Origin of the sequence: Psychrobacter aquaticus CMS 56 (assembly GCF_000471625.1) — a bacterium.
Lineage (GTDB): Bacteria > Pseudomonadota > Gammaproteobacteria > Pseudomonadales > Moraxellaceae > Psychrobacter > Psychrobacter aquaticus.
Window position 1 is genome coordinate 375823 of the sequence record NZ_AUSW01000034.1, and the last position, 21018, is coordinate 396840.

15 protein-coding genes and 1 pseudogene are annotated in these 21018 nt (G+C 43.0%); 11 read left to right on the forward strand and 5 right to left on the reverse strand.

All coding sequences use genetic code 11. From position 1 onward, the window contains the following. Positions 1-194 precede the first annotated feature (194 nt). The 3 genes and pseudogenes from M917_RS11210 to M917_RS11220 all read left to right on the forward strand — a co-directional run bounded on the left by M917_RS11210 (position 195) and on the right by M917_RS11220 (position 2688). The gene (locus M917_RS11210) at positions 195-1481 is read left to right on the forward strand and encodes an aspartate kinase (RefSeq protein ID WP_021814966.1); all 1287 of its coding nucleotides are present in this window, start codon (positions 195-197) and stop codon (positions 1479-1481) included. A gap of 475 nt (positions 1482-1956) precedes the next feature. Further along, positions 1957-2124 (forward strand): annotated as a pseudogene (csrA, locus tag M917_RS11215) (carbon storage regulator CsrA); the annotation flags it as partial. 189 nt (positions 2125-2313) lie between these two features. After that, positions 2314-2688 (forward strand): HopJ type III effector protein, encoded by a 375-nt coding sequence (locus tag M917_RS11220; RefSeq protein WP_010199421.1) that lies wholly within the window; start codon positions 2314-2316, stop codon positions 2686-2688. 73 nt (positions 2689-2761) lie between these two features. Here M917_RS11220 and M917_RS11225 read toward each other — a convergent pair whose 3' ends face one another. Next, entirely contained in the window at positions 2762-3073 is a 312-nt protein-coding gene (locus tag M917_RS11225) for a YeaC family protein (protein ID WP_021814967.1), read from the reverse strand. Positions 3074-3129: 56 nt separating this feature from the next. Next, positions 3130-4134 carry an NAD(+) kinase gene (locus tag M917_RS11230; protein ID WP_021814968.1) on the reverse strand — a complete coding sequence of 335 codons (1005 nt, stop codon included), beginning with the start codon at positions 4132-4134 and terminating at the stop codon, positions 3130-3132. A 301-nt stretch (positions 4135-4435) separates the two neighbouring features. Between M917_RS11230 and M917_RS11235 the strand changes: the two genes are divergently transcribed. Next, a complete protein-coding gene (locus tag M917_RS11235) occupies positions 4436-5158 on the forward strand; it encodes a Bax inhibitor-1/YccA family protein (RefSeq protein ID WP_021814969.1) in 723 nt (240 codons plus the stop codon). A 102-nt stretch (positions 5159-5260) separates the two neighbouring features. Here M917_RS11235 and M917_RS11240 read toward each other — a convergent pair whose 3' ends face one another. After that, positions 5261-8086, reverse strand: coding sequence for a heavy metal translocating P-type ATPase (locus M917_RS11240; protein ID WP_021814970.1), 2826 nt, complete (start codon positions 8084-8086; stop codon positions 5261-5263). Between the two features lie 552 nt (positions 8087-8638). Here M917_RS11240 and mrcB point away from each other — a divergent pair. The 6 genes from mrcB to purH all read left to right on the forward strand — a co-directional run bounded on the left by mrcB (position 8639) and on the right by purH (position 16868). Next, positions 8639-11161: a penicillin-binding protein 1B gene (gene mrcB / locus M917_RS11245; RefSeq protein ID WP_021814971.1), complete on the forward strand. Its 2523-nt coding sequence runs from the start codon at positions 8639-8641 to the stop codon at positions 11159-11161. Between the two features lie 32 nt (positions 11162-11193). Beyond that, the gene (locus M917_RS11250) at positions 11194-12006 is read left to right on the forward strand and encodes a tetratricopeptide repeat protein (protein ID WP_040642642.1); all 813 of its coding nucleotides are present in this window, start codon (positions 11194-11196) and stop codon (positions 12004-12006) included. A gap of 141 nt (positions 12007-12147) precedes the next feature. After that, positions 12148-13074 (forward strand): 50S ribosomal protein L11 methyltransferase, encoded by a 927-nt coding sequence (prmA, locus tag M917_RS11255; protein ID WP_021814973.1) that lies wholly within the window; start codon positions 12148-12150, stop codon positions 13072-13074. 181 nt (positions 13075-13255) lie between these two features. Then, positions 13256-14497, forward strand: a complete 1242-nt coding sequence (locus tag M917_RS11260) for a zinc-ribbon and DUF3426 domain-containing protein (protein WP_021814974.1) — start codon at positions 13256-13258, stop codon at positions 14495-14497. 275 nt (positions 14498-14772) lie between these two features. Next, a complete protein-coding gene (gene fis, locus M917_RS11265) occupies positions 14773-15135 on the forward strand; it encodes a DNA-binding transcriptional regulator Fis (protein WP_021814975.1) in 363 nt (120 codons plus the stop codon). Between the two features lie 152 nt (positions 15136-15287). Next, a complete protein-coding gene (gene purH, locus M917_RS11270; protein WP_021814976.1) occupies positions 15288-16868 on the forward strand; it encodes a bifunctional phosphoribosylaminoimidazolecarboxamide formyltransferase/IMP cyclohydrolase in 1581 nt (526 codons plus the stop codon). Positions 16869-17032: 164 nt separating this feature from the next. On the opposite strand, the gene M917_RS11275 is transcribed toward purH, so the two are convergent. Then, on the reverse strand, positions 17033-18907 hold the full coding sequence (locus M917_RS11275) for a SurA N-terminal domain-containing protein (RefSeq protein ID WP_021814977.1): 1875 nt from the start codon (positions 18905-18907) through the stop codon (positions 17033-17035). A gap of 423 nt (positions 18908-19330) precedes the next feature. Beyond that, a complete protein-coding gene (locus M917_RS11280) occupies positions 19331-19603 on the reverse strand; it encodes an HU family DNA-binding protein (protein ID WP_011513979.1) in 273 nt (90 codons plus the stop codon). Between the two features lie 495 nt (positions 19604-20098). Between M917_RS11280 and M917_RS11285 the strand changes: the two genes are divergently transcribed. After that, positions 20099-20743 carry a hypothetical protein gene (locus tag M917_RS11285; protein ID WP_040642647.1) on the forward strand — a complete coding sequence of 215 codons (645 nt, stop codon included), beginning with the start codon at positions 20099-20101 and terminating at the stop codon, positions 20741-20743. Positions 20744-21018: the final 275 nt, after the last annotated feature.

Below are 21018 nucleotides of genomic sequence, written 5' to 3' on the forward strand. Positions count from 1 at the left end.
CCTTATGTCACAGATATGATATAAAGGTCAACGTTTGAATACATCTTTCATTCGGTTAAAAGCCATGGTGAATAAATAAAAGACATGGGTGCAACTTTTATAATACTGCTTTATCTATACCAGCATTGATCGACTGTCATATTGACTCTCATCAATGATAAAAAAGACCATTAATGAATAATAGGTAGGTTTTTATGGCGTTAATAGTACAGAAATACGGCGGTACCTCGATGGGCAGTATCGACCGCATTAAAAACGTCGCCAAACGAGTCAAACGCTGGCATGACAATGGTCATCAAGTGGTCGTCGTGGTATCTGCCATGAGCGGCGAAACCAACCGTTTGATTGATCTGGCACGCCAGATTAGCAACCAGCCTGATCCCCGTGAATATGACCAAATGGTCTCGACGGGTGAGCAAGTATCCATCTCATTACTCGCTATGGCGATTAAAGAGCTTGGTATTGGTGCCCGTTCATTCACTGGTCGTCAAGTAGCCATCAAAACCGATAATGCCCATAATAAAGCACGTATCGAAAGCATTGATGACAAAAATATTCGTGAACAACTAGAAGCTGGCAATATCGTCATCGTAGCAGGCTTTCAAGGTATTGATGAAGACGGTAATGCCACTACGTTGGGTCGCGGCGGCTCTGATACAACGGGTGTTGCTATTGCCGCAGCATTAGGCGCGGATGAGTGTCAAATCTATACCGATGTCGATGGCGTCTATACGACCGATCCTCGCGTGACCTCAAAAGCCAAAAAGCTTGAAAAAATCACTTTTGAAGAAATGCTGGAAATGGCAAGTCTAGGCTCTAAAATCCTCCAAATTCGCTCAGTCGAGTTCGCTGGTAAATACGGTGTACCTTTGCGTGTACTCTCTAGCTTTGATGAAAATACCGACGGTAGCTTTGACCAAGAATTTCAAGACACCGTTGGCACCCTAATTACGATAGACGAAGGAGACAGTATGGAACAGGCAATCATCTCAGGTATCGCATTCAATCGAGACGAAGCAAAAATTGTAGTACGCGGTGTACCTGATCACCCTGGTATCGCTTCTGCTATCTTAAGTCCGATTGGTCGCGCCAATATCGAAATCGATATGATTGTGCAAAATTTATCGGTCAATGGTACGACAGACTTTACTTTTACGGTCAACCGTTCTGACTTAGACAAAACCATGAAAGTACTCAATGAGGAAGTCAAAGACGAGATTGGTGCCAAAGAAATATTGGGCAATAGCGAAGTGGTTAAAGTCTCTCTAGTGGGTGTTGGTATGCGCTCACATGCAGGGGTTGCTAGTCTCATGTTCCAGACTTTGGCTGAAAACAATATCAACATCCAAATGATATCGACCAGTGAAATTAAAGTGTCTGTTCTGATTCAAGATCAGCATTTAGAAAAAGCGGTGAAATCATTACATACCGCATTTGGTCTTGATCGCGAAGATGGTGAAAGTAAAATCGCTGGACTATAATAAGTTCAGTATAAAAACGAGTCAGCGGGACTGGTATGAATTTTTCGCCGCCTCTGGCAGCAACGGCACAGCAAGCCAGAAAAATTTATACCAGTTCAGCGTTGAAATATATCGCTTAAAACCAGTAAATATAAAAACTCGGTTTTCACGGTTTTATTAATTGATGGTTCGTTACTTTCAATAATACTTAAATTAAATAGGGTCTTTTTAGATCCTATTTTTATTTTCTATTATTGCTAGGGTGAGTATTTACCCAATAGTTTTGTGAAAACCCGTGACACCATCTGTTATGCCCCCTATAATGGGGCTTTCATTTGGGCTAAATGAATCTACCTATCATTGCCGTTATTGGCACAACATTTAGCATTGTGGTTATGATTAATACATTGCATGTTTGATGCTGCGGTGATGTCCTGCAATTGAGAAGTGATCTAATGAGTAATAATTTGTTGATGCGACATAAGGAGTGTGACGCATGTTAATTTTGACACGCCGTGTGGGCGAAACGCTAATGATTGGTGACGAAGTCAGTGTGACTGTATTAGGTGTCAAAGGCAATCAAGTACGTATCGGTGTGAACGCACCTAAAGACATTGCCGTACACCGCGAAGAGATTTACCAACGTATTCAGCATGAGCGTTCTGTACAGTCGCAAATGCAACATCTTGAGCAAGGCAGTTTTGCGCCTTCATTCGATGACGAAGACTACTTTAATCGCTAAGCTGTGAGGTTTAACGCTTAATTATTAATAACTATTGAGTACACGTAGATATTATATTTTCAGAAATACTGTGTCTTTGCTTTTTTTCATCTGCTCTGAGGTCATTTATTTATGAGTATTCGCCAATCAGATGTATCGGCTCTACTTAATGGTTTGAATAAAAAAGCCATTGGATTCAATGATGTCATCAGCTTTATTGATGATTTTTATCGCTATGCACCTGCTCCTTTTGTTAATGGCATGGTACATAATGCAGCTGGTGAAAATGAAGGCAGTGCGAAGATTTTTGGTTTTGCCAAGCATCATGGTTTGAATCAGTTAGATACGCTAAAACTATTCGGCGAGCATTATGCCAAAGTTCAAGCCACTCCTAATGGTACCGATCATGCCAATATTCGTAATTTTTTACATTGGGGCTGGCAAGGGTTTTTGATGCAAAAAAACCCTTTAACGGTGCGCCCTAGTGTTGATACCACTGCACTTTAATTATCTGTCGAGCACAAAAAAGCCACGCTAACTAGCGTGGCTTTTTCGTTGTGACTCATTATTGAGAAGAAGTTTATTTGTCACGAAACTTAATGGGCTGTACCGCACCTTTAGGATTGGGCATATTGGGATAATGATGCTCATGCTCGACATCACACTCAGCGCCAACGATAGAACCATCTTCTTTTACTGGTTTATGAATGTAGCCAGTACGCTCAGCAGGCGGTAGATGTTCGTGCTCCCAAACCATCACCGCTTGCATACAAGTTTCGCGCTGCTCAGCAGTTAGCTTACGGCCATCAGGCCATTTACCTAACTCAATTGCCATACGAAACTTATCGACCACTTCTGGTGTTAGACTTGCTAATATCGTTTGTTTGTCCATTTTACTTACTCTCCACCACTATTTTCTATATAACGTTCTTTATATAACAGATTCGCTTATTCATCGTCCATAATATCATCATCACCATCAAGACTGAATTCTTCTGCATGGACGTTCCAGTGCAACTTTGTGCGACAAGCCTCATAAAAATCAAACCCTGGCGGATGTAATAAAGTGAGCTTATCCGGATGTTTACGAATATAAAGGCGCTGCTCTTGTTCAAGTGGGACACTTGGCTTGCCATCTGCACTGACCATCGGCTGAGTGCGGTTGTCTTCATGAATGCGAATACAAACTTCGCTATTACCGCTCACCACTATCGGTCGACTAGATAGCGTATGCGGATGCATAGGCACCAGACAAATCGCATCCATACTTGGATGAATAATAGGACCGCCGCCAGACAAGGCATAAGCCGTAGAACCCGTCGGTGTGGCCGCTATTAAACCGTCACTATGCTGTCTATAAACATCTTGACCGTCAATTTTCATCTGAAAGTCAATCATGTGTACCGATTTGCCAGCATGCAACACGATATCATTGAGTGCCATGTCTTCATGGATGATATTACGCCCTTCTCGTATCTCCATGGTCAATAAGAAACGATGATCCAATTGATAATCGCCCATCAATACTTGGCGCAATTTAAAAGCAGCTTCCCCAGGTTTTACATCGGCCAAAAAGCCTAGACGGCCACGATTGACGCCTAATACAGGCACACGGTAACGTGCCAGCGCCTCAGCAGCGTGTAATATTGAGCCATCACCGCCGACGACGATTACCAAATCACAAATTTCACCGATCAAGCCACGCTTAACGATTTTGACTTTTTCGATTTCCATGAGATCTAACGTGGGCAAGTTGGCAGTTTGCACATCCATAATCAATGTGAGATTCATATCATTGATCGTCTGGGCAATTTGCACCAGACTTTGTGTGACACTGCGCTTACCCGCACGCCCCATCAGACCAATGCGCCTAAAAGCAGGATTTTTGATAGCGTGGAACAGCTCTGATTCATGTAAATGTGGCAATCTTGCTGACTGCGCTGAGTTTTCCATAAAACGACTCGGTATAACGGTAAAATACCAAGCAATAATAACGATAAATGCGTGCTGAGACTAGTAGGTTTATGAATAATCGTTGTTAACTGTCGTAATCAACCCCATATAAAAGCCATCACACGTTGTTTTGGACGTGTTCGTTGAGCCACCTCTACCATTTTATATATAAGCCCATTAGCAACTTTCGACTGCCACACTGCTTAGCTGACAGTCACGTAAACACAGTTGACAATAATGGCGGGTTTGCTAAAGTAGCTCATATCTATATTGTTTATATTTTATTATTAAGGATACATGTATGGCCAATCCTATTGTCAGTCGCGCAGAACTTGCGATCGGCGGTAATCCAATGACGGTCAAGGGTGTGATTCAAAAGACCAGTCTATTACTTGGATTATCAGCCATCACGGGTGTGGGCTTTTTCTTTTATGCCCTTATGGCTGGTCTGTCGCAAGGTTTTATTACGATGGCCGCCTTTGGTAGTATGTTTGCCGCTTTTGGTCTTGCCCTTTTTATCACCTTTAAGCCACAAAAAGCCAAAACCTTAGCTGTGCCTTACGCACTTCTAGAAGGTATATTCTTGGGGGGTATTTCACTGTTCTTTATGAGAATGTACCCAAGCGTGCCAGTCACGGCTATGTGTGCAACTTTTGTGACAGCAGCGGTAATGTTAGGCTTATATCGTTCAGGTCTGGTTAAAGTGACCGAAAAATTTCGCTCCATTGTGACCTCAGCCGTTATTGCTATTATGCTTGTTTACGTAGCACAGTGGGTGCTTTCTTTAGCATTTGGTTCAACCTTACCCTTCTTATTTGAAGGTGGCGTAATCGCTATTGGTTTTAGCTTGTTTGTGATTGTTATCGCTTCTTTTACGCTTTTGTTAGACTTTGATAATATTGATCGCGGTGTAGCAATGGGCGTTTCTGAAGACTACGAATGGTTATTCAGTATCGGCATCCTTGCCACACTAGTGTGGATGTACATCGAATTTATGCGTCTGCTAAGCTACTTACAAGACTAGTCTAAAAAGCACCTAACGATCATTTTAAATGAAAAACCGCCTTAGCTATTTATATATAGTTGGAGGCGGTTTTTTTATGAATGAAATTAGGGGTTACTCGAATTAAGCACGTTTTAGACGCAGTGCGTTCAATACCACCAGCAATGAACTTAGTGACATACCAATAGCAGCCAACCAAGGTGGTACATAGCCTAGCGCTGCTGGTATTAATACAATGCCATTATAAGTAAGTGCCCAGCGGAAGTTTTGCTTAATGATACGTTCTGTTTTATCGGCGATACGTTTGGCAGCAGTGATGGATTCGATTTGTCCATTTAGGATAATACTGTCACTCGATACTTGCGCTAAATCCGCTGCCCCAGCAATTGAGGTCGAAACATCTGCCGCTGCTAATACGGGTGCATCATTGATGCCATCTCCGACCATCAACACTATTGACCCTTTGGCTTGCAACTGCTGAATATGATTGACCTTGTCCATGGGTGACAAACCATTATAGGCATATTGCATGCCCAAGCTTTCAGCCATAACCAGTGCTTGTGGACTTGGGTCACCAGTCAGCATGACAGACTCAATACCCAACTCTTTGAGCCTATCAAGCATGGTTTTTGCATTCTCACGTACTTTGTCATTAAAGTAAAAACACGCCAGCGCTTGCCAAATTTCTGAGTCTTTTTGCTGGCAAGACAAGACAACCGCTGAGCTGGCTCGCTGTGCAACCAAATCAATGGTCAAATCATTATTTGCAGTGGCATCGTTGTTGAGTCTATCTAGAGCAAAATCCACATGTCCAATTCGGTATACTACTCCATCAATTACCGCTTGTACGCCACCTGCTGGATAATGCTGTAAAGCTTGCGTCACAGGCAGATGCAATTGATAAGCAGCGGTGAGCAATGCATAAGCGATTGGATGACGACTACCCACTTCTAGCGCGGCCGCGATAGCTAATATGTCATCTTTTTGTTCGGCTAACTCCGTATCCTGCGTTTCGGATTGATTTATTGGTTTTATCAGCTCAAGATTAAGTAAATTTGGCTTGCCATAAGTGAGTGTCCCTGTTTTATCAAAAGCCACATGGGTTATTTCAGCGAGCGTCTGCAATGTATGCCCTCGTGTCGTCAAAAAACCATAGCTGGCCAATCGATTGGTCGCCACCGTTAGGGCAATTGGTGTCGCTAAAGATAGTGCACAAGGACACGTCGCGACCAATACCGCGACCGTCGCCCAAATGGCTTGGCTTGGCTCGACTATGTACCAGCCAATAAAGACCAAGACTGACAATACTAAAATGCGCGCGACAAACCAACGTGCCAGCTTATCTGCTTGCTGTGCCAGCTTTGGCTTTTCACTCATGGCACGGTTCATTAATCTATCAATCAAGCCAATTTGGCTGTCTTCTGGTAGTGCCGTGACCAACATCTCAAATGGCTGGCTATCATTTTGCGCACCGCCGACGATATAATCGCCTTGTGTCTTTATAATTAAGTCGCCCTCGCCCGTTAGCAGGCTTTGCGATACCGTTGCGGTTGGACTGAGCAAAATACCATCGCTAATAATCTCAGAACCCGCTTCAACCATAACAATGTCACCCACTTGTAAGCTGTGGGCAGTCACCATCTGCTTTTCTTCTGTATTATCTTTTAGTGCTGACAAAACTCTTGGTTGATTACGTATCTGCTGCCAGTCTTGCGCAATACGTGACGTTATTTCACGGACATTGACATCCATGCTCTGCATAAAATTGGGCATAGAGTTTGAGGCACTTTGTGGGCGTGCCTCATTCAAATCCAAGTCATTGACCTGTTTGCTAGTGTCTTCACTTTCCTTATCAAGAGCCGCTTTATTGAGCACATTTTGCTCTAGCTGCTGTAAAATGCGCTCGGCCGCCTCTTTGTCCTCAGCGATCTTTTGTACCAGTACAGGCTCAACCACCACCAGATCATTGGCCATGGTGGCCGCTTTTAAACGCGCATTATGCTCAATATAACGCCCTGCCAATAAGAAGAAAATAAACATACTGACTGAATCGTAATACGTCTCTCCTTGCCCAGTAACCGTGGCATAGAGACTGGCAAAAAAAGTGATAATCAAAGCCAGACTAACAGGCACATCCATATTGACTTGGCGGGCACGAATCGCTGACCATGCTGACGTAAAAAAAGGTGTGCCAGCATAAAAGAAAACAGGTGTACTAACAAATAGAGATACCCAACGCAAAAAATCCCGCTGAAATATCAACATGTCGCTATATTCACCAAAATAAAGGGCAACGGCATACATCATTGCTTGCATTGCACCCAAAGCGGCGATACCTAGACGCAATATCATCTGATTGTTATGACGTGCTAGCATGGCCTCATGGGTGTCTTGCCGATACGGCTTGGCTTCGTAACCGATTTCATTAATGACAGCTAGAATGCGACTAATTGGTAGCTTTTCTTCATTCCAAGTTACTCGCATACGCTGGTTGGTCAAGTTCACCTGACATTTGCTAATGCCGTCCAACTCATCTAAGCGCGATTCAATCAGCCAAGTACAAGCAGCACAGCGCAGGTTGTTGACAGACAGCTCCGCCACTGACAGACCATCTTGCGCATAGACAAATTGCGATTTTATCTCGTCGTGATCGTATGCTTCGAGGCGAGTCAACTGAGTAGGCAAGCTTGCCGTACGGTTAATCTCCGAGCGATCAAGATAGTATTGCTCAAGTCCAGCTTCGACGATGCTTTGAGAGGCTAACTGACAACCCATACAGCACATCTCACGCGACTGACCTAGTATCTCTGCATGAAACGGCGGCTGTGGCACTGGATCACCGCAATGAAAGCAATGACCTGCAAGTGGCAGCACAAGACCTTCGGTGATAGAGCTGTCTTCATAGGGATGGCTGGTTGTAGATACCATTGGTGATGGGACACTAGACATAATCGCGCTTACTTCCTTTAGACAGGTTTGCTTAGACCCTATTCGTTTTGAGTAAACTTGCTATTATCAACTCTGCTCAATATTATTTAAAACAGCTATTTTAGATACATATTGGCATGATTAGCACAAATTAAAAAAACAACTGCTAATTCATAAAAATCACATCGTTACATCGATCTTAAACCACTATTCTATACAGTCGATTCACTTTAAAAACGTTACAGTACAACTGCGATAATTTTTGCAGCCTTTGTTTAACAGCACGCAAGGAAAATTCATCTCGGTGTATGCGGCTATTAACCTATCAATTCACATATTGAGTTTATTTTGAACGGCCTATATGGCATTGATAAAGCGCAATTAAAAGCGCCTAACGCTATATTATAAATATCCGTACTTAAATAGAGATTATACTACACACAATCACTGTGAGCGGTATAACTGTCCATAGTCTACTACCAATGAATGCCTCTGTTAACGATGATAGATTGAAAAATTTGTCAATTTACGTCATTATGAGGCAGTTTTTTATCCAAAAATGGTGCGACATCCGTGCAAAAATCCAATTCCAAGCTAGCAAATGCTAAGTTACCAAACCTCAAGCTACCACACTCATCTAAGTCTGCTGTACACGCGCTACCCTCACAGCAGCGCGGCTTGGTATTTAGTAGCCTTTTATTAATTGTCATTATTGCTGGCATGGTGCTCTTGGCCTTGTATTTAGTCAAGCTTGATCGCACTATCACTCATAAGTTTGAGGGTAAGCGCTGGGATATTCCTGCGAAAGTATACTCACAGCCGCTAGAGTTGTATCAAGGTGCCAATGTCGATAGAGACACAATGAAGACGTGGCTGGAGTTGCTCAATTATCAAAGCGACAACGCTTATGATCGCACGGGTACTTATCATAGATCAGGCAATACCTACTTTATCCATACACGCGGCTTTACTTATAGCGCCAACGATGTGGATAAAGAACAAGTTATCAAAATGACCATTGCTGATAATAAGATTGAGTCTGTACAAAGCACCTTACCTGCCAAAAGCGGCATCATTCGCTTAGAACCTGTGAATATTGGTGGCATCTATCCAGACAGTAACGAAGATCGAATGGTTGTCTCTTTAGATCAAGTGCCTCAGCCGTTAATTGATGCACTGATCGCCACCGAAGATCGCGCTTTTTATGACCATAAAGGGGTATCTATCCGTGGTATCGCTCGCGCCGTAATGAATAATTTCTCTGGCGGCGCAAGACAAGGCGGCTCAACCATTACCCAACAGCTGATCAAAAATTTCTATCTGAATTCAGACCGTACGTTAAAACGCAAAGCCAACGAAGCACTGATGGCGGTACTACTTGAGCTACATTATAGCAAAGATGAAATTCTACAAACTTATCTCAATGAGATTTACTTAGGTCAAAACGGCAATCGTTCTATCAATGGTTTTGGCTTGGCTTCCCAGTTTTATTTTGACAAACCGCTTAATGAGCTGCGTTTAGATCAACAAGCCTTGCTCGTCGGTATGGCAAAAGGCCCTAGCGTTTACAACCCACGTCGCCATCCGAATGATTCAAAAGCGCGCCGTGATGTGGTACTGAATAATATGTTGGCTGTTGGCTCACTCAGCCAAGAAGACTATGATAAAGCGATAGAGCAGCCACTTGATGTTGTCGATAAGCCAGTTGAAGGCAAGAGTCAGTTTCCTGACTTTTTGGATATCGTTAAACGCGAATTGAATACCGTCTACTATTCTGATGACCTCAAAAACGAAGGTCTAATTATTATTAGTACTTTAGACCCTATCGCTCAGTTAGCAGCAGACAAAGCGGTGGACAGAAAACTTGGTGAACTGCGTCGTAATAGCAGCAAAACTAAGGACTTGCAAGGAGCCTTAGTCAGTGCCAATCCTGAGACTGGTGAATTGGTTTCTGTAGTAGGCAGCGGCAGTGAATTTACAGGCTTCAACCGTGCTGTCGATGCCAAGCGCCAAGTGGGTTCTTTGTTAAAACCTATTATTTATATGACAGCGCTTGAGAGCGGTCGTTATAATTTGGCAAGTTCAGTAGATGACTCACCCATTACTGTCAATCTAAACGATGGTGACGATTGGAACCCTAAAAACTATGACAATCGAGATCACGGTTATGTACCACTGACCACGGCTTTGTCACAATCTTATAACCAAGCTGCGGTACGTTTGGGCATGGAGTTTGGCGTCAGTACCTTTGCCAAGCAACTACGGCGTATGGGCATTAAAGAGGAAATACCGCCTTATCCTTCAGCGTTATTAGGTTCTGTCAATCTTAGCCCCATGGATATGCTTGGCGTGTATCAAGTGTTTGCTACTGGTGGCTTTCGCACCCCTATTCATAGTATTCGCACCGTGATTGATGATCGTGGCCGTATCTTGCAGCGTACTGGTCTTAATACTCAACGTAGCATTCCGCCTGAGACCAATTTTTTGACCAACTACGCGCTACAACAAGTGGTTTCAAATGGTACTGCCAAACGTGCTCAATCGCTCGGCAGTAATTTGAACCTCGCGGGCAAAACAGGCACCACAAACGATTACCGTGACGCTTGGTTTGCTGGTTACAGTGGCAACTATGTCAGTGTGGTCTGGGTGGGGCGCGATGACAATAAGCCAATTGGTTTGAGCGGTGGGACTGGCGCATTACCTGTCTGGGTTGATTATATGAAACAATTGAAACTCACGCCTGTGGCATTACCAGAACCTGAAGGTATTGAATGGCTATGGCTTGAAAATAACTCAGGCAAGCTGTCTAATGAGCGCTGTGCCAATTCTCGTTACTTACCAGTCATGTCAGCGCATCTACCAGAAGAAGCCAGCAGTTGCGCCATTGGTCTATATCAACAAGATCGCGCGCTTGAACAAATGCAATCACAGAACCAGCAAGGCGCTATCAATCAACAACGTCGCCGTGAAGGGTTAGAGATTCCCAATAGCGAAACTCTCGATAGCGACAGCCAAGAAAACAGTGATGGGCAAAACGGTAACGAAGCAGAAAATCGTGCTGATACTTGGTATGACCGTGCCGTTGAATGGTTCTAAAATTGTTTTTGATACTTAAAAAAGGTCTCAATATGCTATTACCGCTAACGCAAACTGTATCCGCTAAATCGGCTATTATGACGCGGCTTAAAAGAACCACGCCCGCCAATACTGTACTCGCAGCCAGCGCTCTTGCTGGTATGCTGAGTTTGAGTGCCTGTCAGACTGTACCTACCATAACCACTGCGAAACAAACAACGCCCATTCAAACGATACCATCATCGCAAATGCCAGACGCATCCACGCCGACAGTGACACAAGCGCCTATTATTAGAGCAGATGACGAAGACAATTACTCAATTGAGCCTTATAATCCAGCCGAATCCACGAATCCATCAACGCAAGAAATACAAGAAACGCCTATTTTCACACCCTCTAACCCGACGTCAATGCCACCTAATCCGGTTATCATCACACCTTCTCGTGATGACTATATAACCCCTGAACCATCTATACCGTCACATAATGAGTTATTAGAGCAGGCAAGAAAGAACTCACAACAACGAACGCAGCAATCAGCCAGTAATAATAGCAACCTGCCAGCGTTTCGCAATTTGATGCAAGTGGGTGTCAGTCAGCTAAAATCTGGCAACCTGACCAATGCGGAAAATACCTTTACTCGAGCGCAGCGCCTAGCACCCAAATCCTCTGCGGTGTACTTTTATTTGGCACAAGTGGCATTGAAAAAGAATCAACCACGCAAGGCAGAAGCGATGGCTAGGCGTGGTCTTAGTGTCTCTCAAGATACCAATCGCAGGCGAGCACTGTGGCAAGTCATCTTGCAATCAGGGCAAGCACAAGGCAACGCCCGCGTGATCAATGAAGCGAAGCAAGCTTTGCGCTAATATCTGTATATTTTGCGTCATTAAGTTCTAAAGAAGTAAAAGTAATCATTACATAATGAGATTTTTATACTCTATACATTTATAGTTCATCCAACACCCACATATATCAATTTATTTTTATTTTAGCTTAAGGTTATCATTATGGCATGGCAACAATTGCATTTACAATGTGAAAAAGCAAACGTCGATTTGGCTGAAGCGCTGCTACTAGAAGCAGGTGCGTTATCAATCGCTTTAGACGACGCAGGCGACCAGCCTTTATTTGAACCATTACCGGGCGAATCACCGTTATGGGATGACGTTATTCTAACAGGGCTGTTTGATGCGACCACCGATGGGGGTAGTCGTCAGGCTGTCGAGCAATTGAGTCATGAAATCGCAGCACAAGTACAAGCCACGCGTATTTGGCTAAGTGCCGTCGATGACAAAGATTGGGAGCGCGAATGGATGAGCAACTACCATCCTATCGAATGCGCTAATAACTTATGGATTGTGCCTAATTGGATCACACCGCCCAAGCCTGACGCTACCAATATTATTATGGATCCAGGGCTGGCCTTCGGTACTGGCTATCACGCCACTACTCGTCTGTGTCTCGACTGGTTAACCGAGCAAGACTTAACTGATAAGGTAGTCGTTGATTACGGTTGTGGTTCAGGTATTTTAGGTATCGCCGCTTTGTTGTTGGGTGCACGCCATGTTTATGCCGTTGATATCGATCCACAAGCAGTGCTCGCGACCAATCAAAATGCGGTGCGCAATCATGTCGGTGATCGCCTGCAAGCTTTCTTACCAGAAGAGTTCACAGATTACTGCTCACAAAATGATGTCTTGCCTGTAGAAGTGATTGTTGCCAATATTTTGGCCAAGCCACTGATTGGCTTAGCGCCTTATTTTGCGACGCTAATCGCACCAAAAGGGCGTATTGTCCTAGCAGGATTAATAGAGTCGCAAACCGAGCAAGTCACCGCTGCGTATCAGCCTTATTTTGCACTCGATCCAAAGCATGCCTTTACGGCACAAGAAGATCAACATTGGCAACGTTTATCTGGTACATTTACAGGCTAGCAACATTTAATTACATCTGTTACGATAGAGGGCAGTCAAATGTTATGTGTTTGGCGCCACTCTGTCTTTGCCGATGAATCTCAAATTTGTAGAGTTTTCAAAGTACAGCGTTCACATCATAGGCAGCTATGAGCGGGTGGCTAAGCGGTATTGATAACCATACTTTTTTGGATTCGACCCTATGACCACGCCAATAAAAACTCAGTGCCCGCATTGTCAAGCTTGCTTTAAAATACAACAAACTCAGTTGAATAAAGCAAACAGCACTGTCAGCTGTCAGCACTGCCAACAAAGTTTTTTGGTCAATGAACATCTTATCGTCACCCCTGATGCTTCTAATACGTCTACTGCTCAAGCAGACACAAAGAAGTCTCATATTAATGGTCGATTCGATCCACGTCCTCATTCTGCAACACCTACCAAGGCTCATAATAAAAATCAGAATGGGTTGAGCGGTTCTAAATCATCACTCAATGAAAAACACCATTCATCTGGCACTTTAATTCATGATGATTTGATTTATGATGATATGGATATCGATGAATCAGATGACAGCATTTTAGATTATGACTCACTAGACAGTATGGATGCGTGGCTCACTCAAGCAAGTTATACCTCCACAGCAGCTCACAAAGTATCAAATCAAAACTATAAAGCCGATAGTAAAAGCAACAGCGACGCGCCACTAAAAACGTCCTCACCAACTGCTATAACAGAACCAGTTGTACTTAGTTCAACCGCAGCTAATAATATTCATGCAAGCATCGACAATACAGCTGACAACTCATGGCTCGAACAGCTTCTTAAAGAACAAAACAAGAGAGTAGACACACCAACAGACGACACGGATTTAGCGCAACTGTTGCTTGAGATGGGTGTACCACTCAAAGACAATGAAACTCTTGAAGAACGTATGAGAAAGTCTCAAGCAAGGTTTGTACCAGCATCAGGCAAACATTCAATTGCATCCTTACTCTGGACGCTCGGATGCTTGGTATTAGCACTACTGCTCTTTGCTCAGTATGTTATTTTTAATCTAGAAACATTGGTCAAAAATCCCGCTCATGCTCAGCGTCTCCAAGCAATATGTTCAATTGCGGCCTGTAGTTTGCCTAGTGCTGATTTAACGGCATTTACAATTACCGAGTCCAACCACGACTCCAGTCAAATTAAGAATGCTGATGCATTTAGTGATGTAAGTGCGACGTTAGCCAATCAAAGTGAAAAAGCGCAGCTGTATCCTAATGTCAAAGTCAGTGTTTACAGCGCAAATAATTTGATTGGGACATTTATTGCCACGCCAACTGACTATCTTTTGAGCAAGCAACATCACTTAGCGGCTAACAGTGAGCAAAAATTGTTGTTCACAATCCCTGTCCCCAATAGACAAATTCGTGAAGTAACCATCAGCCCACTATACTGAGTAAAGTTTTATAAGAAAAGCAGCTGTCTACGAATGATTTGGGAAAAATACTAATCCCAAAAATCAGAGTAGCAAGGAGAGCAAGTGTAAGTACTACGTGTTGTAGGCTAAACGAGTTTGACACGGCTAATCGTATTTTTTGAGTTTGGTATAAGCTTTAAGTGATGACACGCCCTAAGATAACGATCAATCTATCCGTGCTAGACAATATTTATTTGATATAATACCCTAACCTTTTATGGTCTGATTCTTTCCAATCTCAAGGACATTATCTTATGGCACCTCATGCACAGCATACTGCCAATCATTTTGCCACAAGCTTTGAGCATCCTGCCGATTATAATAAACACGATTATTATCATCCGAATCACAATGTTGGCTCTGTTTTGAACCACTATGCAAGCCATACGAATGAACCTTTGCGCGTACATGTTGAGCGCGTAGTACGGGAGTATTTTTCGATGCTGGGTGATGAGATGCCTACCGATTTATATGAGCTTATTCTAAAACAGATCGAAGAACCCCTTTTATCTGTCGTCCTTGAAAAAACGCGGGGCAATCAAACCAAATGCGCACAGATTTTAGGTCTTAATCGTGGCACTTTACGCAAAAAACTCAAAACCTATGACTTAATGTAGCATCAGCTATATGAGCCAATTTATCTACATTAATAATCATTATGCATGGCAATTTAGTATTTATGACTTTATCCATTGTGATACTGTCTACCATAATTGTCGTTATCACCTTGCCAGACGTTTACGTCAGGCTTTTTTTATGGAATTTTTTTATGAGTACAACCCCACTTGCCTTATTGTCGGTCTCCGATAAATCCAATATCGTTGAATTTGCACAAGGTCTTATTAAAGCAGGTTTTGGCTTATTATCTACCGGTGGTACTTATCGGTTACTCACAGAGAACAATGTTGCTGTGACCGAGGTGTCAGATTACACGGGCTTTCCTGAGATGATGGACGGCCGTGTTAAAACGCTACATCCTAAAATTCATGGTGGAATCTTAGGACGCCGCGGTACTGATGATGCAGTCATGAGTGACCACGCGATTGATCGTATTGATTTGGTTGTCGTAAATTTATATCCGTTCGCTGAAACCATCGCTCGGGCTGATGTCACCATGGAAGACGCCATCGAAAATATCGATATTGGTGGCCCTACCATGGTACGTTCAGCTGCAAAAAACCATGCCCACGTGGGTATCGTGACCGACCCAGCAGACTATGAGCGCATACTTGCCGCTTTGGGTGATGGCACGGAATTGACAACGGCACTACGCTACGACTTAGCAGTCAAGGCTTTTGAGCACACAGCACAATACGACGGTATGATTGCCAATTTCTTAGGCAGCCGTGTCAATGAAAACCAGCAGCCTGAGAGTTTTTCACGTACGTTTAATTTGCAGCTTGAGAAAGCTCAAGACCTTCGCTACGGCGAAAACCCACATCAAAACGCGGCCTTTTATACCGAAAACCAGCCACTAAAAAGCCAACAGGCCTCTATTGCCACTGCGAAGCAATTACAAGGTAAAGCGCTGTCTTATAACAATATTGCTGATACGGACGCCGCCCTTGAATGCGTTAAAGCCTTTCATGCCCCTGCTTGCGTCATCGTTAAGCACGCCAATCCGTGCGGTGTCGCAGTCGATCATGATCAGGTAGCCGCTTATCGTACTGCGTTTAGTACTGATCCTGAATCTTCTTTTGGCGGTATTATTGCCTTTAACCGTCCATTGACGCTGGCCGCTGCCAAAGCAATTATCGACAATCAATTCGTAGAAGTTATTATCGCCCCAAGTATTGAAGACGGTGTGCTTGAAGCGACTGCTACTAAGAAAAATGTCCGTGTATTGGTCTGCGGCGAACTTCCAGCGCCAGATCAGCGCGATACCCAGCTTGACTATAAGCGTGTCAATGGTGGTCTACTGGTACAAGAGCAAGATCTTGGCTTAATCACTGCTAATGACCTAAAAATCGTCACTGATGTACAACCAACTGAAGCGCAAATAGCCGATCTGCTGTTCAGCTGGAATGTGGCAAAATATGTCAAATCGAATGCCATCGTTTATGCAAAAGATCAGCGTACTATTGGTGTTGGTGCAGGTCAGATGAGCCGCGTCAACTCAGCACGTATTGCTGCTATCAAAGCGGAACATGCAGGGCTGGCGACAGAAGGCGCTGTTATGGCTTCTGATGCCTTCTTCCCGTTCCGTGATGGCATTGATAATGCCGCTGAAGTAGGCATTGCTGCTATTATTCAGCCGGGTGGCTCTATGCGCGATGACGAAACCATCGCGGCAGCAAATGAGCATGGTATCGCGATGGTATTCACTGGTATGCGCCATTTCCGCCATTAAGCTGTTATATGATCTTGTAGACTGATATAAATAGCCGTCATTATATTTAACGTCTATTCCTATTCAGTCTTCATGATAAAAGTATCACCCATTAAAAAAGCCACTGTATCAATTGATAAAGTGGCTTTTTTACGTCTAGCATTTAAGAATGATATAGCAAAGGGTTAACGTCCTTGCGCGTTTGCCATATTGGCATCATTGATCTCAACTTTATACATCAAACGCAAGTAATCTAGATAGTCTTGTAGCTGATCTTGACCTAAGTTATCACGAATGATCGTTGCAGTTTGCGCTCTTTGCATATCAGACAGCGGCGACTGCTGCTGCGTTTTGATACGGTCGCCGACCAACAAGGTCGCACCTGTCTCTGTTTCACTAGCAATAGCAACGACGCCGTTGTTAGCGGCCTGCTGACTAAAGGCCAAGCCGCGTTCTTTTTCTGTCAATAATGTGGTTTGACGATTGACTTCACCCAATGCCTGAAAGCTTACTGATTGCTTCTTGATATCAGCAGGGGTTTTAATACCAGCGGCTACTGCTTTGGCCTCTTTTAGCGCCAATGCGGTTGCCTTTTGCTGACGTAATGTTTGAGTAATTCTAGGCGTAGCTGCCGATAAAGTAAGCGTCTTAGTAGGACGATAATTACTCGGCTGTACCCATACCGTCCCATTACCCACTTCGATACCTGCTGTCACTGCCTGATCTTGAATCGTAAACTCATCAAAGGCCTGCTTGATGACGGCTGGTTGCGACAGTACCGATTGATTGTTTTCTTTACGGTAATCCTTGAGACGTTTTAGTGTTACGTTCTCTTGCTGAGCAATATCTTCGATACTAAAGCCATCTGCCGCCAAGTCATTAATCGATGTCACTTTATCTGCATAAATTTCCTGACGCTTATATTCTTTCGCTTTAGCCGTTAATTCGCCACGCATGCTTTCTAAGCTTGCTACTTTGGCACCATTGTCTTCGGTTATAGTAAATATCTGATAACCAAAGCTGGTCTTGACAGGTGCGGTGACCTCACCAACACTTAAGCCTTCCAAGGCTTTTTCAACAGTGGCGGCATCATTACCAAACACAGAGGGGTTAAAGCGACCAATATCACCACCAGTCTCTCCTGATGGATCATCTGACTCGGTTTTGGCCAATGCCGCAAAAGTTTCGCCTTTGTTTAGGCGGGCTTTGATTTTGTCTGCTCTAGCCTTGGCATCATCACCAGTTAATAATATTTGGCTGATTCTACGCTCGTCGACGACTGCCAGCCCTTGCTTGTAAGCTTCATATTGCTGCTGCAAGTCTGCTGTAGTAACCTCATTCACTTGAATGGTCCGAGGGCTAAGCTGAATATAAGCCAAATCTACCATCGCTGCACTTTTTAGCTTGTCTTTATTGGCATCATAATACGCTTGTATATCATTTTTGCTCAACGTAACTTGGTCTTGATACTCTTTCCAATCAAAACGATGTAGCCAAATATTACGCGACTCAAGTTGTAGGTCAATCAATTGACTGACAGCTTTCATTGGATAGACGGCTGTACCAACGATACTGGCATTGAGCTGATCAAGGCTTAACTGGTTACGAAACTCAGAGAACAGCTGATCTTTTGTCATACCGCGCTGACGCAAAAAATTTGCAAATTGATCGTTAGAGAAGTTACCCTCAGCATCTTGAAAGACTTCTTCTTGACGCAATAAACGATTAATAGTGTCATCAGACACAGTCATACCAAGCTTACCTGCTTGCTGCTCTAATAAGGTGCGATCTATAAGACCCTTTAGCACTTGTTCGTGCAGCACATCTTCATTCAATAAACTGGCATCATCAACTTGCTCTAATATTTCAGTACGACGGTTGTTTACGGCAGTCTGATACTCGGACAACCCTACGCTTGCTTCACCCACCTGAGCGATTTGGTTGGGATCAACCCCGCCGCCAAAATAGCTTTCGACACCCAATAGAGCGAGGGGCGATAGGCATAAAATCAATAAAATGCGACCTGGCCAGCTTTTTAAGAAATCGCGCAATTTATCCATAGTTATCTCTGCTTTATTAACCTATATTGATGAAAAACCATTGTAATACTATTATTAATATCAATGCTATCTAAGCCAGCAATGGTAAGAGTAAAAAACGTGTACATTTCGTGTAGAGAAATACCATTCACAAAAATCAGAGTAGCAAGGAAAACGAGTGCAAGTACTACGGATGATAAGCGAAACGAGTTTGACACAGCTAATCGTATTTCTTGGGTTTGGTATAATAAGGTCAGTTAAAGCGCCTTATCTAAATAACGCCTCTAGCGCGCGCCCTATGATACGTGATTTTTGACACATACTCAAAATATTCACGTTGTCTGATACAAACTATAGCGATAAAAAAAGCACCCAATATATAGGTGCTTTTTTTATCGCTTCACTCTTAACTTATGCGCTAAGAGTTCGCTTTAAAAGAATAGCTTAGTTTAAGCGTTCTTTTAAGTTTTTACCAGCTTTGAAGCTTGGTACTTTACTGGCTGGAATGCTAAGCTCTTCACCAGTCTTAGGATTACGGCCAGTACGGGCTTTACGGTCTTTTACGCTAAAAGTACCAAAACCAACTAGTGAGATGCTATCGCCAGCTTCTAACGCTTCGCCAACACTTTCCATCACTGCATTTAATGCATCGCCAGCTTGAGTTTTGTTTAGACCGCTTTTTTCTGCAATGCTATCAATTAATTCTGACTTATTCATAAAATTTCCTTCAAGTTTAAGGGGGGTAATAAACGCTCACGCCAAGTATTGTAACGCTCTCATAGCATTTAAGCAATAAAAACCAACTGACTGGCGTATTAACAGGTTTCGCTTTGTTATCGTCTTTATATCAAGGCAGCATAAGGAGCGCAAGCAATTTTACATATTTTCGCCCACTGTACTACGTATTTGACACCCAATGTTACGCAAAGCATCTGCAACAATTCTACTAGTGCACTATTTTAACCAAAACATCTATCGTATTATGATTCAAATGCGTTGCTAAATCGCATCAATACATTGCCAGTCATAAATATCAGTGTCTTTACTGACGATCAAATTGTAAGGTAATAATTTATTAACTGACAGAAACTAGCGTTACTTTTTATTATAAAGACGTTAGTATAAGCAAAATGTGACTACATATCTCAGATCGATGTTAACTCTTGGTTTATTTTTGCCTCTCATTTGCCAAATAAAAAACGGATTATTTACATGAAGCGTTCTACGTTGTCTCACTCTTTTCTTAATATCATTCTGGTGTTCATCGAGTCGGCGCTGACACTTTTGTTACGTTTAGATCCCGAACTACGTAAAGCTGCTTATCCGCTTGCCAAACAAGGCACTGTCGTGGCACTGCGCTTGTATTTGCCACATGTCGAGATCTTTGCTACCTTTAGCACAAAAGGCGTGCTATTAGACGCTCAACTACCTATTGACCGTAGTGAGCCTGATGTCATCATCAATGCCTACAGCATCCAAATCATCAATGCGATTACCACTCACGATAGCGAAACGACGGAAAAGCTACAAATGCGTGGTGAGTCTGTGCAGGTGCAGTTGGTGAAGCAATTTATCATGCAGCTCGGGCTTGGTAGCTTAATTCAAGGTTTGATTAAGAAATTCAAAGGCGGTAAAAGCAAACAGGACCTGACTGAAGCTGAAATGGCAGACAAAAAAAACAGCTATCAGTTACGCATTAAAGAACAGCAGACCCAAATCAATACATTAACCATGAAAAACCGTGAACTTGAAACAACCTTGAAAGAGTCGCAAAGCAAACAAAAAACGCTTATTATCGTAACCGTTGTTTCCATTATCGGTATGATTGGTGCCATCATAGCGCTATTAATGAACTAATTTTAATCCTGTCATAATGTCTTGTTAAATGAAGCGTTTGATGCCGAGCAAAGGGTGTCAAACGCTTTTTTCTTTTTGGACTATTTTCTGTCATTGAGCACAGACTCATCATTTAAAATCAATATTCTTGCAATTGATACCATTTCCCTTACTCTTAGCCCTTCTCTGACACTCATTATTTTTATCAATCGTAGTAATAAGCCAGATTAACCATTCAACCACATTTTAATCTTGACTAAATTACTCAGGATTAAGTATAATTGTCCTAATCGTTG

Excerpts from the sequence above, each read along its gene's own strand:
- fis (WP_021814975.1), top strand. The coding sequence starts at position 14,773 with ATGGCACCTCATGCACAGCATACTGCCAATCATTTTGCCACAAGCTTT.
- M917_RS11210 (WP_021814966.1), top strand. The coding sequence starts at position 195 with ATGGCGTTAATAGTACAGAAATACGGCGGTACCTCGATGGGCAGTATC.
- M917_RS11285 (WP_040642647.1), top strand. The coding sequence starts at position 20,099 with ATGAAGCGTTCTACGTTGTCTCACTCTTTTCTTAATATCATTCTGGTG.
- M917_RS11275 (WP_021814977.1), bottom strand. The coding sequence starts at position 18,907 with ATGGATAAATTGCGCGATTTCTTAAAAAGCTGGCCAGGTCGCATTTTA.
- M917_RS11235 (WP_021814969.1), top strand. The coding sequence starts at position 4,436 with ATGGCCAATCCTATTGTCAGTCGCGCAGAACTTGCGATCGGCGGTAAT.
- M917_RS11280 (WP_011513979.1), bottom strand. The coding sequence starts at position 19,603 with ATGAATAAGTCAGAATTAATTGATAGCATTGCAGAAAAAAGCGGTCTA.
- M917_RS11260 (WP_021814974.1), top strand. The coding sequence starts at position 13,256 with ATGACCACGCCAATAAAAACTCAGTGCCCGCATTGTCAAGCTTGCTTT.
- M917_RS11225 (WP_021814967.1), bottom strand. The coding sequence starts at position 3,073 with ATGGACAAACAAACGATATTAGCAAGTCTAACACCAGAAGTGGTCGAT.
- M917_RS11220 (WP_010199421.1), top strand. The coding sequence starts at position 2,314 with ATGAGTATTCGCCAATCAGATGTATCGGCTCTACTTAATGGTTTGAAT.
- M917_RS11250 (WP_040642642.1), top strand. The coding sequence starts at position 11,194 with ATGCTATTACCGCTAACGCAAACTGTATCCGCTAAATCGGCTATTATG.
- purH (WP_021814976.1), top strand. The coding sequence starts at position 15,288 with ATGAGTACAACCCCACTTGCCTTATTGTCGGTCTCCGATAAATCCAAT.
- prmA (WP_021814973.1), top strand. The coding sequence starts at position 12,148 with ATGGCATGGCAACAATTGCATTTACAATGTGAAAAAGCAAACGTCGAT.
- M917_RS11240 (WP_021814970.1), bottom strand. The coding sequence starts at position 8,086 with ATGTCTAGTGTCCCATCACCAATGGTATCTACAACCAGCCATCCCTAT.
- M917_RS11230 (WP_021814968.1), bottom strand. The coding sequence starts at position 4,134 with ATGGAAAACTCAGCGCAGTCAGCAAGATTGCCACATTTACATGAATCA.